The organism is Stenotrophomonas daejeonensis (assembly GCF_001431505.1).
GTDB lineage: Bacteria > Pseudomonadota > Gammaproteobacteria > Xanthomonadales > Xanthomonadaceae > Stenotrophomonas > Stenotrophomonas daejeonensis.
In genome coordinates, this window is record NZ_LDJP01000082.1 from 1 (window position 1) to 16,064 (window position 16,064).

12 protein-coding genes and 1 other RNA gene are annotated in these 16,064 nt (G+C 67.9%); 6 read left to right on the forward strand and 7 right to left on the reverse strand.

The genetic code is table 11. The features are described from left to right. The 4 genes from flgJ to ABB34_RS13020 all read left to right on the forward strand — a co-directional run. Nucleotides 1-816, forward strand: an 816-nt coding sequence (gene flgJ, locus ABB34_RS13005) for a flagellar assembly peptidoglycan hydrolase FlgJ (RefSeq protein WP_245625452.1), incomplete at its 5' end; no start/stop codon positions are given. Nucleotides 817-827: 11 nt separating this feature from the next. Further along, complete coding sequence (flgK, locus tag ABB34_RS13010) at nt 828-2,702, forward strand: flagellar hook-associated protein FlgK (protein ID WP_057641755.1); 1,875 nt, start codon at nt 828-830, stop codon at nt 2,700-2,702. Further along, entirely contained in the window at nt 2,702-3,904 is a 1,203-nt protein-coding gene (gene flgL, locus ABB34_RS13015; protein ID WP_057641756.1) for a flagellar hook-associated protein FlgL, read from the forward strand. The genes flgK and flgL overlap by 1 nt, the downstream gene beginning before the upstream one ends. A 64-nt stretch (nt 3,905-3,968) precedes the next feature. After that, nucleotides 3,969-5,186 carry a flagellin gene (locus ABB34_RS13020; protein ID WP_057641757.1) on the forward strand — a complete coding sequence of 406 codons (1,218 nt, stop codon included), beginning with the start codon at nt 3,969-3,971 and terminating at the stop codon, nt 5,184-5,186. 266 nt (nt 5,187-5,452) lie between these two features. On the opposite strand, the gene ABB34_RS14990 is transcribed toward ABB34_RS13020, so the two are convergent. The 7 genes from ABB34_RS14990 to ABB34_RS13040 all read right to left on the reverse strand — a co-directional run bounded on the left by ABB34_RS14990 (nt 5,453) and on the right by ABB34_RS13040 (nt 14,214). Continuing rightward, the gene (locus ABB34_RS14990; protein ID WP_083490204.1) at nt 5,453-6,106 is read right to left on the reverse strand and encodes a DUF4276 family protein; all 654 of its coding nucleotides are present in this window, start codon (nt 6,104-6,106) and stop codon (nt 5,453-5,455) included. 5 nt (nt 6,107-6,111) lie between these two features. Next, on the reverse strand, nt 6,112-7,341 hold the full coding sequence (locus ABB34_RS13025; RefSeq protein ID WP_057641758.1) for an AAA family ATPase: 1,230 nt from the start codon (nt 7,339-7,341) through the stop codon (nt 6,112-6,114). A gap of 2 nt (nt 7,342-7,343) precedes the next feature. Beyond that, nucleotides 7,344-7,574, reverse strand: a complete 231-nt coding sequence (locus ABB34_RS15475; RefSeq protein ID WP_152979626.1) for a hypothetical protein — start codon at nt 7,572-7,574, stop codon at nt 7,344-7,346. A 177-nt stretch (nt 7,575-7,751) separates the two neighbouring features. Beyond that, nucleotides 7,752-8,105, reverse strand: a transfer-messenger RNA (tmRNA) gene (gene ssrA, locus ABB34_RS15000). Between the two features lie 106 nt (nt 8,106-8,211). Next, nucleotides 8,212-12,009, reverse strand: coding sequence for a YhdP family protein (locus ABB34_RS13030; RefSeq protein WP_057641759.1), 3,798 nt, complete (start codon nt 12,007-12,009; stop codon nt 8,212-8,214). A 137-nt stretch (nt 12,010-12,146) separates the two neighbouring features. Beyond that, the gene (gene rng, locus ABB34_RS13035) at nt 12,147-13,637 is read right to left on the reverse strand and encodes a ribonuclease G (RefSeq protein WP_057641760.1); all 1,491 of its coding nucleotides are present in this window, start codon (nt 13,635-13,637) and stop codon (nt 12,147-12,149) included. 4 nt (nt 13,638-13,641) lie between these two features. Next, nucleotides 13,642-14,214 (reverse strand): Maf family nucleotide pyrophosphatase, encoded by a 573-nt coding sequence (locus ABB34_RS13040; RefSeq protein ID WP_057641761.1) that lies wholly within the window; start codon nt 14,212-14,214, stop codon nt 13,642-13,644. Between the two features lie 131 nt (nt 14,215-14,345). On the opposite strand from ABB34_RS13040, the gene ABB34_RS13045 reads away from it, so the two are divergent. Together ABB34_RS13045 and ABB34_RS13050 are read left to right on the forward strand one after the other, a co-directional pair. Beyond that, nucleotides 14,346-15,077 (forward strand): SIMPL domain-containing protein, encoded by a 732-nt coding sequence (locus ABB34_RS13045; protein WP_057641762.1) that lies wholly within the window; start codon nt 14,346-14,348, stop codon nt 15,075-15,077. Between the two features lie 257 nt (nt 15,078-15,334). Beyond that, nucleotides 15,335-15,994 (forward strand): energy transducer TonB, encoded by a 660-nt coding sequence (locus ABB34_RS13050; protein ID WP_057641763.1) that lies wholly within the window; start codon nt 15,335-15,337, stop codon nt 15,992-15,994. Nucleotides 15,995-16,064 lie beyond the last annotated feature (70 nt).

Here is a 16,064-nt window from a genome sequence, read left to right on the forward strand (position 1 = left end):
GGCAGCTACGGGTTGGACGCCATGACCGGCAACCACCCGGACACCCCTGAACAGCAGGCGCTGGACCTGATCGCCGGCCGCGACACCGCCAGCCTGCATGCGGCGCTGGGCGGCAACGCCCCCCGTTCCGCCGATGCCCTGCCGGGCGCCGCGGACTGGCCCCAAGACTGGGCGGCCGCCAACGACCGCTGGAGCGGCGTCGGCCCGGCCACCGACAACGGCGGCGCGCTCGACGCGGCCAGCGCCAACGCCGCCGCCGACCAGCTCGGCACGCACACCCCGGAAGGCTTCGTCGCCAGCATCTGGCCGCATGCCGAGCGCGCCGCGCGCGAGCTGGGCGTCAACCCGCGCGCGCTGGTCGCCCAGGCCGCGCTGGAGACCGGCTGGGGCCGCCGCAACATCAAGCGCGCCAATGGCGGCAGCAGCCACAACCTGTTCGGCATCAAGGCCACCGGCTGGAAGGGCGAGAGCGCCACCGCCGCCACCCACGAATACGTCGACGGCCAGCGCCGCAACGAAACCGCCAGCTTCCGCGCCTACGGCTCGCCGGCCGAGAGCTTCGGCGACTACGTGCGCATGCTGAAGAACAGCCCGCGCTACCAGGCCGCGCTGAAGGCCGGCACCGACGTGCGCGGCTTTGCCCAGGGCTTGCAGCGCGCCGGCTATGCCACCGACCCGGGCTACGCCGCCAAGATCGCCGCCATCGCCGCCGGCCCCACCATCGACCGCGCCGTGGCCGCCATCGGCCAGGCCGGCGCGCGGCTGGGCCAATCCTTCGCCAACGCCACCGGCCTGTCCGGCCTGGTCCGTCGTTGAGGTAGCCGCCCATGCCCAGCGTCCTGTCCACCGGCACCAGCGCCCTGCTCGCCTTCCAGCGCGCACTGGCTACCACCAGCCACAACGTCGCCAACATCAACACCGACGGCTACAGCCGGCAGAAGGTGGATTTCGCCACGCGTTCGCCCACCGACGCCGGCTACGCCACGGTCGGCAACGGCACCAAGATCACCGACATCCGCCGGGTGGCCGACCAGTTGGCGATCTCGCGCCTGCTCGACAGCAACGGCGAACTGGCGCGCCTGCAACAGCTCTCGGCGATGGCCGACCGCGTCGATTCCCTGTTCTCCGACAGCGCCACCAACCTGAGCGGCGTGTGGTCGAACTTCTTCGACTCGATCAGCGGCCTGTCCGCCAACGCCGCCGGCAGCGCCGACCGGCGCAGCGTACTGGACAGTGCCAACACGCTGGTCAACCGCTTCAAAAGCATGTCGGCCAACCTGGAATCGCTGGGCAGCGAGGTCAACAACGGGCTGATGGCCGCCGCCGACGAGGTCAACCGGCTGGCCGCGGAGATCGCCCAGATCAACGGCGTCATCGGCAGCAACGTGGCCAAGGCCGCGCCGGACCTGCTCGACCGCCGCGACCAGCTGATCACGCAGTTGGTGGGCTACACCGGCGGCACCGCGGTGATCCAGGACGGCGGCATCATCAACGTCTACTCGGCCGGCGGCAACGCGCTGGTGGTGGGCACCAGCGCCTCCAAGGTCACCACTGTGGCCGACCCGTACCAGCCCGAGCGCCTGCAGCTGGCGCTGGTGACCCAGGGCCAGACCATCACCCTGGACGGCAAGGCGCTGGGCGGCAGCATCGGCGGCCTGCTGGAGTTCCGCGACACCATCCTCGCCCCGGCGCAGGCCGAGCTGGGCCGCATCGCCGTGGGCATGGCGCTGGAGTTCAACCAGAGCCACCGCGAAGGCATGGACCTGTACGGCGACATGGGCGTGGACTTCTTCAACCTGGCCCCGCCCAAGGTATCCGCGCACAGCGGCAACGACCCGGCCAGCACCGCCAGCATCAGCGCCAGCTACGACGACTTGGCCGCGCTAGACGGCCAGAACCTGCAACTGCGCTTCGACGGCAGCAACTGGATCGCCACCCGCACCGACACCGGCGTGCAGGTGCCGATGACCGGCACCGGCCCGACCTACGTGGTCAACGGCATCGAATTGACGATCAGCGGCACCCCGTCGCTCAACGACCGCTTCCTGCTGCAGCCCACCGCCACGGCCACCAACGGCCTGTCGGTGGCGATCACCGACCCCTCGCGCATCGCCGCCGCCAACCCGGTGCGCGCCAGCGCCGACCTGGGCAACATCGGCACCGGCGTGGCCGGCAAGGTGGACGTGACCGACGCCACCGACGCCGCCCTGCTCAACCCCGCCAGCATCGAGTTCATCGACGCCGACAACTACACCATCGACGGCCTCGGCCCCTACCCCTACAGCCCCGGCCAGACCATCAGCGCCAATGGCTGGAGCCTGGTGCTGGACGGCAAGCCGGCGGCCGGCGACCAGTTCATCGTCGCCCCGAACCAGGCCGGCTCCAGCGACAACGGCAACGCCACGCGGCTGGCCGCGGTCGAGGACGCCAAGTCCTTCAACGGCGGCACCATCACCCTCAACGGCGCGCTGGGCGGGCTGACCACCCAGGTCGGCGCCGCCGCGCGCGCGGCCGACTATTCGCTGCAGGCGCAGCAGGTCATCAACGAGAACGCGCAGGCCACGCGCGACGCCATTTCCGGTGTCAATCTGGACGAGGAGGCGGCGGACATGCTCCGCCTGCAGCAGGCCTACCAGGCCGCCTCGCAACTGATTTCCACCGCCGACACCCTGTTCCAATCGATCCTGCGAGCGGTGGGCTGATGAACAATCGCATCTCCAGCAACATGATGTACGACCAGTCGGTGTTCCTGATGCTGTCCCGGCAGAGCAAGATGAACCAGCTCGAACGGCAGCTCGCCACCGGGCAGAAGCTGGTCACCGCCAAGGACGACCCGGTCGCCGCCGGCACCGCCGTCGGCATGGACCGCGTGCTGGCCGAGCTGGAACAGCTCGGCGCCAACGCCGCCAACGTGCAGAACCGCCTGGGCCTGCAGGAAAACGCGCTGGCCCAGGCCGGCGAACTGCTCACCCGCGTCAACGAGCTGACCCTCGAGGCCAACAACGCCGCGCTGTCCACCGAGGACCGCAAGAGCGTCAGCGCCGAGCTGAAGTCGGTGCGCGACGCGCTGCTCTCGCTGGCCAACAGCACCGACGGCAGCGGCCGCTACCTGTTCGGCGGCAGCAACGACGGCGCGCCGCCGTTCTCCTCCGTCGGCGGCAGCATCGTCTACAACGGCGACCAGACCCAGCGCCAGGTGGAAGTGGCGCCGGGCAGCTTCGTGCAGGACGCCCTGCCCGGCAGCGAGATCTTCATGCGCATCCGCACCGGCGACGGCAGCATCGACGGCAGCGCCGCCACCGGCAACGGCGGCCAGGGCGTGCTGACCAACGTCAGCCGCGACGGCAGCGCCACCTGGAACGGCGAGTCCTACACCGTGCGCTTCAGCGGCCCGGACACCTACGACATCCTCGACGAACTGGGCAACCCGGTCGGCGGCGGCACCTATTCCGAAGGCCAGGACATCGTGTTCCAGGGCCTGCGCATGCAGCTGACCGGCGTGCCCGCGGCCGGCGACGAATTCAACGTCGGCCAGGCCGGCAACCGCGACGTGTTCTCCACCATCGACCGGCTGGTGCAGGCGCTGAACATGGACACGGCCACCAGCGCCGACCGCACCGCGCAGCAGAACCTGCTGCAGTCCAGCCTGCGCGACGTCGCCCGCGCGTCGGAAAAGATGATCGACGCCCGTGCAGCCGGCGGCGCCCAGCTGAGCGCCATCGACAACGCAGCGTCGCTGCGCGAAGCGAACTCCATCACCCTGAAGGATTCGCTGTCGCAGCTGCGCGACCTCGACTACGCCGAGGCCATCGGCCAGTACCAGCTCGAAAAAGCCTCGCTGCAGGCCGCGCAGACCATCTTCACGCAAATGCAGTCCATGTCGCTGTTCAACATGATCCGCTGATCCAGACACCGCCCCACACCGATTCCCCTTTCACGCACGACCCCGAGAGCAACGGAGAAGTCCCATGGCACAAGTCATCAACACCAACATCATGTCGCTGAACGCCCAGCGCAACTTGAACACCACCGGCACCAGCCTGGCGACCAGCATCCAGCGCCTGTCCTCGGGTCTGCGCATCAACAGCGCCAAGGACGACGCCGCCGGCCTGGCCATTTCCGAGCGATTCACCACCCAGATCCGCGGCCTGGACGTGGCCGTGCGCAACGCCAACGACGGCATCTCGCTGGCGCAGACCGCCGAAGGCGCGATGGTCGAGATCGGCAACAACCTGCAGCGCATCCGCGAACTGGCGGTGCAGTCGGCCAACGCCACCAACTCGCAGAGCGACCGCGAAGCGCTGAATGCCGAAGTGCAGCAGCTGCTGAGCGAAATCGACCGCGTCGCCAACCAGACCAGCTTCAACGGCACCAAGCTGTTGAACGGCGACTTCACCGGCGCCCTGTTCCAGGTCGGCGCCGACGCCGGCCAGACCATCGGCATCAGCAGCATCGTCGATGCCAACATCAACGAACTGGGCCGGGCCGGCTTCGCCGATTCGGTGAGCGGCGCCGGCGTGACCGCGGCCTCGACGGCCTCGGGCACCATCAGCGGCATCACCGTCAACATCAGCACCGCCGGCCAGAGCAAGTCGGTCACGTTGAACGACGTCAAGGTCGGCGACACCGACACCACCAAGGACGTGCAGCAGAAGGTCGTCCAGGCGTTCAACGACAAGCTGGACCAGACCGGCCTGTATGCCGAACTGGCCGAGACGCCCGCGGGAAGCGGCACCTACGAGATCAAGCTGACCTCGCTGAAGTCGGGCCAGGACCTGGACTCGGTCACCGGCGGCACCTCCAACGGCACCGATGCCACCGTGGACTTCAGCGCCTTCGGCCCGGTCACCGCGGCGGCCGGCACCGCCCAGGTCCACCTGGAAGACCTGGACATCGCGGACTTCGCCGGCGCCCAGCGCGCGCTGGAGATGGTGGACAAGGCCCTGACCGCGGTGAGCGGCTCGCGCGCGGAGATGGGCGCGATCCAGAACCGCTTCACCTCCACCATCGCCAACCTGGCCACCACCTCGGAAAACCTCTCGGCCTCGCGCAGCCGCATCCGCGACGCCGACTACGCCAAGGAAACCGCCGAGCTGACCCGCACCCAGATCCTGCAGCAAGCCGGCACCGCGATGCTGGCGCAGGCCAACCAGGTGCCGCAGAACGTGCTCAACCTGCTCCAGTAAGCTTCACTGGCCGCACTCCACGAAGCCCTGGCAATGCTGGGGCTTCGTGCTACCGACAATCCCCTTTTCGCAAACCGCGGCAATGCTCCCGACCGGAAAGCAGACAAAGAAAAAGCAGGTTCTTTGTGGACTCGTGCATATCGATCAGCCAACCGCAGCCATGTGGCCGATGTAGCCGAAGTGCGTCTCGCCCACTTCCTTCGTCTTGGCGTCTAGGCGCATCAGGACACGGCACGGCAGGGAGTCGTCGGTGTTTCACTGATCGTTCAAGTCGCCTCCGCCACCAAACGGCGCAGGCCATCTCGCAACTTGCCGAAGCTGGGCGATAGATTGTGATCCAGATCAAGCAACGGTCCGATCCTCCCAGCCCATTCGTGTTTGACTTGTCCCGGCAGTGGCCATCTTGCTTTCTTGATGGCGGCAGAACCACCGGGATAAATCGCATCCGCCAGCAATTCCCATGTGCCGCATACGCTGTCTTGCGCGTAGCGGTTCAACACGTCGATCTTTGCTCTCGGGTAGGCCGTAATCAGCGCCTTCCGGTCGCCAAAGTACCAAGCCTCCATCTCTTCGATGGCGATACGGAATAGCGTATTCGGGGCGGGATTGCAGCCTGCCGCCAACGCCTTGAGTTCTGCAAGGAAGTCCACGCAGTTGCGGCGATCGGAATCCAACACCACCACAACGGCACCAATGCCCGGCGTCTTGCCGTAACCGCGCAGCAGTTTGGGCAACTGATCGAGCAGAATCCGCTTGGCCGGATCGCCGCCTGCATTCAGATTCTTCGGAATGCGACCGATCCCTTTGTAGGCATGAAGCCGCCAAGTGTGCGGATCGCCTTGTTCACCGAACAGCTTGGGTAGCAATGATTCGAGCAGCTTCTCTCCAGAGGTATCTTCGACCAAAATCTCGATGTGCATCACATTCACCTCGCATCGAGATAGTCGCTGTACCAAAGTCCGCCTAGCGGCAAATCTTCCGCTACCAAATTCCTGACGATTTCAAGATCGGAAACCCGGCGTATCGTCGAATAGCCATCCGCTCCCTTTTCCAGAATCCAAACCTCTTCCGGAGACAGCGCATCCACAAAATACGGCTGATGCGTGGTCACGAAAATCTGCGGCGCATGCTTCTTGCCACTGGCATGGGCGCGAAACTCCTGTGCCAACGATTCCAGCAGCTTGTGATATAGCCCATTCTCTGGTTCCTCGATACAGATAAATGGCGGCGGGTCGGGGTCCTCAAGCAACAACAGGTAGGCGAACACCTTGAGCGTGCCATCGGACATCTGCTGCGCGAAGAATGGATCATCAAAAGCGCCATCATTGAAGCGCAGCAGCACGCGCTTGTCGGTGGTGACTTCCGTGTCGATCTTGGCGATACCGGGAATCTTGCCGGCGATGCGAGTCAAAATATTCTGGAAGCGATCCTTGTGTTCGCGTTCCATGAACTGCACCACATTGCCGATGTTGTCGCCATGCACGTTCAAGTGCCGCTGCGGCCCGGCGCTTGGCAGGCTGCGCGCTGCATCAGGATAAAAGTACGACAGATACCAACCCTTGAGGAAATCTCGGAACTGCCCGATACGTGGGTGCTCCTTCAATGTCCCCAAGGTCGAAATGCCGAGTTCACGAGGATCGGTGAGTTCCACTGAACTACTGGCGTTGCTCTCCTCATGCTCGTCGTCAACCGCTTCTTCGCCAGCCCATACCGTACCCTTGCCATGCTCCAGCCGAAGGAACGGAAACGGGCGACCATGCTTCTGCCCCTTACGGCGTTGCCTCAAGGTTTCCGACAACACGAACGGGCGGCCACTGCTGTCCAGATCAATGGCGAGTTCATAGGTAATAGGCCGCTCGTTCTGCGCTTCGCGGTAATAGATCTCGAAGCGAATCGGTTCGTCCGCACTCTTGGAGCGCAGCCGCTCAAAGCCACCGCGTTGTTTCATGTCACAGGCAGTTTCCACGTCAGTGGCCAAGCAATCAGCGACAAAACCAAAGGCATCGAACAACGAACTCTTGCCTACGCCGTTCTTGCCAATCACCACAGTGAAAGGCGTCAGCGGATTGCCATTTTGCTGCGCGGAAAGCTTGCCCAGCGTCACATCGCGCAAGGCACGAAAGTTTTGAACGCGAAATCCTTCGATGATGGCCATGGTTATTGTTCCTCACTGCGTGTCAGCGCCATGTCGTACAGGGTGAGCAGCTTTTCGTCCTCTTGCAGCGTGGCCTCCGGCAGCTTGTCGGCTTGGCCAGCCGCCACAACTTCACCCCATCCGGCTTCACCAGCAGATACATGCCCGAGCCATCGCGCAGTTTGTACGGCCCGACCTGCGGCTTGGTATTGACGGCTTCTAGAGTGGGGCAGCCGCTTGATGGGCTTGGGCATGGCGGCATCTGTTTTGGCGATATGTCCTCATGCACAGCGCCCGCATGCCGCCAACCGTACCGCCAAATTTGAGTGATCTCCAGTGATGTTGGCGAACATCGGCAGACAGCGGACAAAGAAAAACCCCTGATTTTCCAGGGGCCCCGTGATGCTCCGGGAAGTCCCGGCATCTCAATATGGTGGAGGTGGGCGGAATCGAACCGCCGTCCGAAGGCACTCCATCCCCGGCACTACATGCTTAGCTCGCCGTTGAATCTCGCCCCGGGACAGCACGGCGTGCAAAGCGCATCCCGGAGCCAGCCCGCTTTATCTAGCTTGAGGCTGGCGGGCAGCCACCCCATGCGATTCCGTGATGATGACCCTACGCAGCGAGCACGGACACAAGCTGTTTCGGGGCTTAGGCCTTAAGCGGCCAGAGCGTAGTTGTCGTCGTTGGCAACTATGAGTTTTGCAGCTGGATTTACGAGGAAAGCTACCCCCTCGGCATGCGCCAAGCGACTTCACAACCCCCGTCGAAACCAGTGCACCCCCGGTTGGACGTTGAGCTGAAGGGGCTTCCCGGTCGAATCCGGCCAGCCCCTCGCTGACCGGAAGCATGCTACAGGGAAACGGCTGAACCGTCACCGCCGGCACGCTCTCAGCGCGGCGTGCCGGGAGCCTCGCCCTTCTTCGTTTCCTCGCGCTCGGCCACGTCCACCTGCGGGTCCTTCCACGGACCGGTGACGCGATAGGTGCGGGCGCCGATCTCGCCCAGCGGCTTGCCCAGCACGGCGTTGGCGGCCGCGCCCACCGCGGCGCCGACCGGGCCGCCGGCCACCGCGCCGACCACGGTGAGCAGGTTGCCCGAACGCGGGTTGACCTCGATGGTCTGGTCGAACTGCTGCGCGCGCAGGTCGGCCTGGCCGCGGATGACGATGTCCACCGCCGGGCCCTGCATGTTGATCCCGTCGGTACGGGCGAGCCCGTCGCCGAACCGCACCTGGCCTTCGCTCTGGTTGAAGGCCAGGCCCTTGGAGAAGAAATCGCGGAAGTCCAGCATCAGCCGGCGCGGCAGCTGGGTGATGCTGAGCAGGCCCAGCACGCGCCCGGCGCCGGGCTCCACTTCCAGTATCTGGCCGTTGCGGGCGTTGAACGACAGCGTGCCTTCCAGCCCGGCCAGGTTGAACCCGGCCGGCGCGCCGTCCCAGCCGGCGCTGAACTGCATCTGCCCCTGCCCGCCGCGCAGCTGCCCGCCGTAGCCCAGGCTGTCCATCAGCCCGCCGAGGTTCTCGCTGCGCACGGCCACGTCGAAATCGGTCCGCGCCCGCGCGCCGATGCCGCGCCATTGCCCGGTCATGTCGATGGCCTGCTTCGGCGAACGGAACTGCAGCTGCGTCACCTGCAGGCCATCGGCCAGCGGCTGGGTGCGCAGCGTGGTCCTGCCCAGCGCCGCCTTGCCGAACGCGAGGTCGTCGATGTCCAGCGCCAATGGCGGGATCTTCGCCGGGTCCATCGGGTCGGACGGGGTATCGCCCGCCTCGCCGGCCAGCGTCGGCGCCGCCTGCCAATGCACGCGCGCCAGCGTGCCGCTGACGGTGCCACCCTCGGCCTCCGGCACCCGCACGTCGCCGGCCAGCGACGGACCTTCCAGTTGCACCGCCACCGCATCCTTGCCCGGGCGCAGGCGCAACCGGGTCTGATCGAACTGGCCGCCCACCAGCAGCAGGCGGTCGGCCAGCACGTCCACCTGTTTCAGCGCGACGCCTTCATCGCCGGCATTGCCCTGCCCGCGCGCCAGCGCGATCCATTCCAGTGCATCCAGCGTCGTCGTGTGGCCGTCCACCATCAGCCCGTCGGCCGGCGGTTCGCGGCTCACGCGGTCATTGCCCAGCGTCACCTGCACGCCGGTAGCGCCGTTGCGGGTACGCGCGGCCAATGCCATGCGCCTGCCGAAAACGACCTCGGTGGTGCCGCTGCCCAGCGGCAGGCTGGCCGTCACCCGGGTCGGCAGGGACTCGACGGCCGGCTTGTCCAGCGGTGCCGGGAACTGCAGGCGCGTGCCCTGCAGGTCCGAGTGCAGGCGCAGCGTGGTCGGCGGTTCGCTGCCGCTGCCTTCGGCTGCCTTGGGCAGGCTCACGCCGATGCGCCAGCGCGAGGTGCCGTGCATGTAGGGCTTGAGCCAGCCCAGCTCCGGCGCACGTTCCAGCAGGTCGGCCGCGTCCAGTTCCGCGGCCAACTCGGCCTCGAATGCGTTGCCCGGGTCGGCCACCGGCGCGCCGGCGGCCAGCGACAGCACGCCGTCATGTTCCTTGTGGCGGACCTGCAGGGCCGGCGCGCGGAAACCGTCGCTGCCGTACTCGGCCTTGCCGCGCACGTTGTCGAAGCGCAGGTCCCAGCGTTTGTCGGCCAGGGTGACGTCGCGCAGTTCCACCGTGCCGCTGACCTTGCCCTCGCCTCCGTGCAGCGGCAGGCGCAGGCCGAAATCGACCGCCGCCGGGCCGTTGGTTTCCAATGCATCCAGGGTTTCGCCATGACTGGCGTGCAGCGGGCCCTGCCGCAGCAGTGCCAGCAGGCGCCTGCTGTCGTCGCGCGTGCGCGCGTCCACGTGCAGCAGCGATTCGTGGAAATCGGCGACGCCAGCCTGGAAGGCATCGACCTTGACCCCGCCCAGGTTGCCCTTGCCATGCAGTTCGAAACCGTTGGCGATGAAGGCGATGTCGCCATCGACGCCGCGCATCTCCGGCCAGTCGTGGGCAAAGCGGATGGTGCCATCGTCGATATGGCCACCGGCTTCGAAGCGGCCATCGCGGCCGTCGAACGGCCAGTCGTCCAGGTCGCCCACGGCCAGGCCGGTGCCATCGCGCAGTTGGCCGCCGACCAAGGCCGCGTCCAGCCAGTCCACCGCCTTCCGGCTCATCTTCGAGCGCACCCAGAAGCCCTTGGCCGCGGTCATCGGCACGTCGTCGAGCCTGGCCGCCAGGTTGATCCACGGCCGCGTGCCGTCGCCCTGGAACCACAGCCCGCCGCGCACGTCGGCGGCGTAATCGCGGCCCTGCACCCGCAGCGCCGGGGTGGCGACCTGCCAGCCGGCGCCTTCGCGCCAGACCACGGCGCGACCGTCCAGCTTCAGTTCGTGCAGCACGCCGAAGCCGGTGGGCCAGTCGAAGCGCACCACGTGGTCCGGCCGCAGGTCCAGCGCCAGCGCCTGGCCATCGCCTTCGAAATGGCCGCGCAGGCCGCTCATGCCGGGGCTGTGGCCGACCGCGGCGAACGCGGCCTCTTCCAGTTCGCCGCGGCCGCGCATCAAACCATCGCCGTGACCGGCGATGTCCACGTCGACGAAGCGCAGGGTCGGCGCGGCGCGGTACAGCCACTGCCGCAACCCCGGCTTCACGTTGTCGCTCAACGCGGCGATGCGCAGCAGCGGGGTGACGTCGATCCGCTGGCCGCGCAGCGCGAACTGCCGGCCGCCGGCCAGTTGCAGGCCATCCAGCACCTGCGTGCCCTGCGCGGTCGCAATCTTCAGCTGCGGTGCGTCCAGTCGCCAGTCGCCGCCTTGGTGACGCCAGCGCGCGCGCAGTTGCAGGCGCTCGAAGCCGGCCTCCGGCGCGGGCCCGCCCGCGACGAACGGGGCACCGGCCAGCGCCACGCCCTTCAGGTCGGCATCGGCGATGACCGAGGCGACGCGGTGGTCGCGTACCGCCACCCAGCCACGCAACGTGCCGTTGCCCCCGCGCACGTCGACGCCGCCGAAATGCAACAGCGGCGCCCATGCCGCCAGTGCAGAAGGGGCGGCGAGCCAGGCGGTGCCGTCGCCGCGCTGGCGTTGGAAATCCAGCACCGCGGTCAACGGCGGCGCGGCGTTGTCGATCCAGGCGCGGGCACCGGCGCGCACGCGCCCGCCATCCACGCGCAGGCGCAGGTCGATGCGCGGCAATTCGGTATCCAGCCCCAGCGACGGGGCATGCAGGCGCAGGCGGCCACCGATCACCTGCAGCTCGCCGAGGCGGCGCAGGGTTTCCAACGGGTCGCCACCGCCATTGGCGCTGGGCAGGCCACGTACCGACCAGCGGCCGTCGTCGGCGCGCTGCAGGGTCAGCGCCAGCCCGCGCAGGCGCAGCTCGGTCAGCGGTGCGCCCGGCAACAGGCCGGAATACAGCGACACCAGCACTTCGGCCCGGCCGATGCGCACGCCCTCGCCTTCGCCGATGCGCAGGCCGTCCAGTTGCAACAACGGGCCGCGCCGGGTCCAGGCGGTGTCCAGCGTGTCGAACGCCACCGGCTGCCCGGCCCGCTCGCTCAGCCATGCCGCCACCCGCTCCGGATGGCGCTCGACCAGCGGCAGCAACTGGTTGAGCGTACCCACCAGCAGGGCCACGAGCACGAGCACGCCCGCCGTCGCGTAGATCGCGTAACGGCGCAGGCGACGCAGGCGGTGGCGCAGCAGGGTGGGCATCGGGGTCGGAAGCCGGGAAACGGGGGCCGGACGTCAAGGAGGAACGGCGGCACCGGCTCTGGACGCAAGGCCAGCCACCTTGCCACACCGGCAATGAATGCCAGCCCCTGCCTCCCCGCCTCCCGGCACCGGCCGGGTCACAGCAGCACCACGTCGTACTGCTCCTGCAGGTACTGGTCGTCGGCTTGGAAACGGATGCTCTTGCCGAGGAACTCCTCCAGCTCGGCCACCGCGGTGGATTCCTCCTCGGTGATGCGCGCCACCACCTTGGTCGAGGCGATCACCAGCAGCCGCGCGGCGTCGAACTGGCGCACCGCGCGGGTGATCTCGCGGAAGATCTCGTAGGTCACCGTCTCGGCGGTCTTGATGCTGCCGCGGCCGCTGCATTCCGGGCAGGGCTCGGACAGCTGCCGCTCCAGGCTCTCCACCGTGCGCTTGCGGGTCATTTCCACCAGCCCCAGCGGCGAGAAGTCATAGACCGTGGTCTTGGCATGGTCGCGCGCCAGCGACTTCTCCAGCGTGCGCAGCACCTGCCGGCGGTGCTCGGGGTCGGTCATGTCGATGAAATCGATGATGATGATGCCGCCGAGGTTGCGCAGCCGCAGTTGCCGCGCCACCGCCTGCGCCGCCTCCAGGTTGGTGCGGAACACGGTTTCCTCGAGGTTGCGCTGGCCGAGGAAGGAGCCGGTGTTGACGTCGATGGTGGTCATCGCCTCGGTCTGGTCGATGACCAGGTAACCGCCGGACTTCAGCGGTACCTGCTTGTTCAGGGCGCGGACGATCTCGTCCTCGACGCCGTACAGGTCGAAGATCGGGCGGTCGCCGGTGTACAGCTCCAGCTTCTCGCCCAGCACCGGCATGTACTTGGCGACGAAGGCCTGCAGCTGGCCGAAGGTTTCCTTCGAGTCCACCTTCACCTTCTCCACGTCCTTGCGGATCAGGTCGCGCACCGAGCGCAGCGGCAGGCTCAGGTCCTCGTAGATGATGCTGCGCGGCGGCGCCTCGCGGCCGCGGCGCTCCACCACCGCCCATACCCGTGACAGGTAGGAGATGTCCTCGGCCAGCGCCTCGGCCGGCTGGCCTTCGGCGTTGGTGCGCACGATGTAGCCGTAGCCGCCGTGCTGGGCCGAGATTTCCGTCACCAGCGCCTTGAGCCGGGCGCGTTCCTCCTCGTCCTCGATCCGCGCCGACACCCCCACCATCTTCGACTGCGGCAGCAGCACCAGGTAGCGCGAGGGAATGCTGATCTGCGTGGTCAGGCGCGCGCCCTTGCTGCCGATCGGGTCCTTGACCACCTGCACCACCACGTCCTGGCCGTCGCGCAGCAGCTCGACGATCGGCACCGACGCCGGCAACGGCAGGCTGGGCGCGGTCTCCTCGGTGTCGGCGGCCACCGGCGCCGGCCGCACCACGTCGTTGGCGTGCAGGAACGCGGCGCGCTCCAGCCCCACCTCGACGAACGCCGCCTGCATGCCCGGCATCACCCGCTGCACCCGGCCCTTGTAGATATTGCCGACCACGCCGCGGCGCCAGCCACGTTCGATGTGCAGCTCCTGCAGCATGCCGTTCTCGATCACCGCCACGCGGGTTTCGCGCGGGGTCACGTTCACCAGTATTTCTTCGGACATCCGTTCAATCCTTGGTAACACCAAAATCGCGCAGCAGCGCCGCGGTCTGCTGCAACGGCAGCCCCATCACGCCCGAATAGCTGCCCGCCAGGCGGCTGATCCAGCGCTCGGCGCCGCCCTGTATCGCGTAGCCGCCGGCCTTGCCCATCGGCTCGCCGCCGGCGACGTAGGCGGCGATCTCGGCCTCGTCCATCGCCACGAACGTCACCTCCGACTCGACCACCACCTCGTCCTCGCGCCCGTCCGCCACCAGCGCCACCGCGGTGATGACCCGGTGCGTGCGCCCGGCCAACGTGCGCAGCATCGCCGCCGCGTCGGCGGCATCGGCCGGCTTGCCGTAGACGCGCTCGCCCAGCACCACCTCGGTGTCCGAGCCCAGCACCACGGCGTGCGGCTCGCCGGCCACCCGCGCGAAGCCGGCCCGCGCCTTGTCCCGTGCCACCCGGCGCACGTAGGCTTCCGGTGGCTCGGCGGCGGCGCGGATTTCCGGCACTTCCAGGTCCAGCGCGCGGAACGGAACGTCCAGGCGCGCGAGCAGTTCGTTGCGGCGGGGGGAACGGGAGGCAAGGTAGAGCATCGTCGAAGCATAACCCGTGCCTCCGGCCTGAACCCCGGGCAACACCACCGGAAACGACTCGACCCCACCCGACCTCACTGCCCGTTCATCGCCACCGTCTCACCTTCAGCATCCACCCAAGGAGGATCACCATGCGCCACACCACCCTCGCCCCGCTGCTGCTCGCCCTGTCCTTCGCGTTGGGAGCCCCGATGACCAGCCACGCCCAGAACATCCCCACCGCCGTTGCCAGCGACGCCACCCTGCTCAACATTTCCGCGCAGGCCGAGGCCACGCGGGTGCCGGACGTGGCCACGCTGTCGGCCGGCGTGGTCACCCAGGCCGCCGACGGCAACAGCGCCATGCGCGCCAACGCGGTGCAGATGGACAAGGTGATGGCCGCGATCAAGGCCGCCGGTATCGCCGAGCGCGACATCCGCACCAGCGGCATCAACCTCGGCCCGCAGTACCGCTACGCCGACAACGAGGCGCCGAAGATCATCGGCTACCAGGCCAGCAACACGGTCAGCCTCAAGGTCCGCGACATCACCAAGCTGGGCCGCGTGCTGGACAGCCTGGCCGCGCAGGGCGCCAACCAGATCAACGGCCCGTCCTTCGAGATCGACCAGCCCGAGCCGGTCTACGACGAGGCCCGCGTGGCGGCGCTGAAGAAGGCCCAGGCCCGCGCCGAGACCTATGCCAAGTCGCTGGGCCTGCGCGTGCGCCGCATCGTCAGCATCTCCGAAGGCAGCAGCGGCGGCTTCCGCCCGGTACCGATGATGGCGATGGCGCGTTCGGCCAAGGCCGAGATGGACACGGCGGTGTCGCCGGGCGAAACCACGCTGTCGGTCAACCTGGACGTGGTGTTCGAACTGGGCCGTTGAGGTTCGTCTGCCTGCAGGAGCGCACCTTGGTGCGCGATGGAGCTTTCCCGGTAATGCCCCATCGCGCACCGGGGTGCGCTCCTGCACGCCCCGCCACCTTGCCCCTGTTCCTGTCTGCCGGCTGACCGGAAATCCCGCCCCCGCTTGCCGTAACCCGCATTTACGGGCGCACTGCCCACACGCGGGCCACTTCCTGCAACCCCGGCCCGCGTCATCGCGCGTTGTTCCCGGCACACGCCCACGCATGGAGGTGGCACATGGTCCGCACGCAATCCGGCACGTCCCCGATCCGCTTCGATACCTCGCGCATCCTCGCCTACAGCACGGCCATCGCCCTGCACGCGCTGGCGCTGGGCCTGTTGCTGGTTCCCCTCTCGCAAGCGCCGGTCCGCAGCGACACGGCCCGCGAGCCCCGCTGGCAGGTGCCGGAGCTGAAACCGGTGACGCCACCATCGGCGCCGCCCACGGTGCCGATCACCCGCATCACGCCGCCGCCACGCCAGCCGGCCCTGCCCGCACCGGTGGAAACCGCACCGGTGCCGGTATTCGCCACCGAGGCGGTGATGAACCTGCCGGTCGATGTCGCCCCCGTCGTCGATACCCCGCTGGCCGTCGGCGGCGACGGCCCGGCCACGCCGCTTCAGGGCGTGCAGCTGCGTTACCTGCGCGCACCGGCGCCGGCCTACCCGCGCGACGCGCTGTTGGCCGGCATCCAGGGCACGGTGACCCTGCGCGTGCTGGTCGGCGAGGACGGTGCGCCGCTGGAAGTGAGCATCGAGCACAGCAGCGGCAACCGCAGCCTGGACAACGCCGCCCGCACGCAGGTGCTGCGCCGCTGGAAGTTCCAGCCGGCCATCGACAACGGCCGGCCGGTGCAGGCCTATGGTCTGATCCCGGTCGATTTCAAGCTGGGTTGAGCCGGCCGCAAAACGAAAAAGCCGCGATCGCTCGCGGCTTTTTCACTGTCTGGCGCCCGAAGTTGGACTC

What these genes read in the sequence shown, in the direction of transcription:
- flgK (WP_057641755.1), top strand. Translation starts at nt 828, where the DNA reads ATGCCCAGCGTCCTGTCCACCGGCACCAGCGCCCTGCTCGCCTTCCAG.
- flgL (WP_057641756.1), top strand. Translation starts at nt 2,702, where the DNA reads ATGAACAATCGCATCTCCAGCAACATGATGTACGACCAGTCGGTGTTC.
- ABB34_RS13020 (WP_057641757.1), top strand. Translation starts at nt 3,969, where the DNA reads ATGGCACAAGTCATCAACACCAACATCATGTCGCTGAACGCCCAGCGC.
- ABB34_RS14990 (WP_083490204.1), bottom strand. Translation starts at nt 6,106, where the DNA reads ATGCACATCGAGATTTTGGTCGAAGATACCTCTGGAGAGAAGCTGCTC.
- ABB34_RS13025 (WP_057641758.1), bottom strand. Translation starts at nt 7,341, where the DNA reads ATGGCCATCATCGAAGGATTTCGCGTTCAAAACTTTCGTGCCTTGCGC.
- ABB34_RS15475 (WP_152979626.1), bottom strand. Translation starts at nt 7,574, where the DNA reads ATGCCCAAGCCCATCAAGCGGCTGCCCCACTCTAGAAGCCGTCAATAC.
- ABB34_RS13030 (WP_057641759.1), bottom strand. Translation starts at nt 12,009, where the DNA reads ATGCCCACCCTGCTGCGCCACCGCCTGCGTCGCCTGCGCCGTTACGCG.
- rng (WP_057641760.1), bottom strand. Translation starts at nt 13,637, where the DNA reads ATGTCCGAAGAAATACTGGTGAACGTGACCCCGCGCGAAACCCGCGTG.
- ABB34_RS13040 (WP_057641761.1), bottom strand. Translation starts at nt 14,214, where the DNA reads ATGCTCTACCTTGCCTCCCGTTCCCCCCGCCGCAACGAACTGCTCGCG.
- ABB34_RS13045 (WP_057641762.1), top strand. Translation starts at nt 14,346, where the DNA reads ATGCGCCACACCACCCTCGCCCCGCTGCTGCTCGCCCTGTCCTTCGCG.
- ABB34_RS13050 (WP_057641763.1), top strand. Translation starts at nt 15,335, where the DNA reads ATGGTCCGCACGCAATCCGGCACGTCCCCGATCCGCTTCGATACCTCG.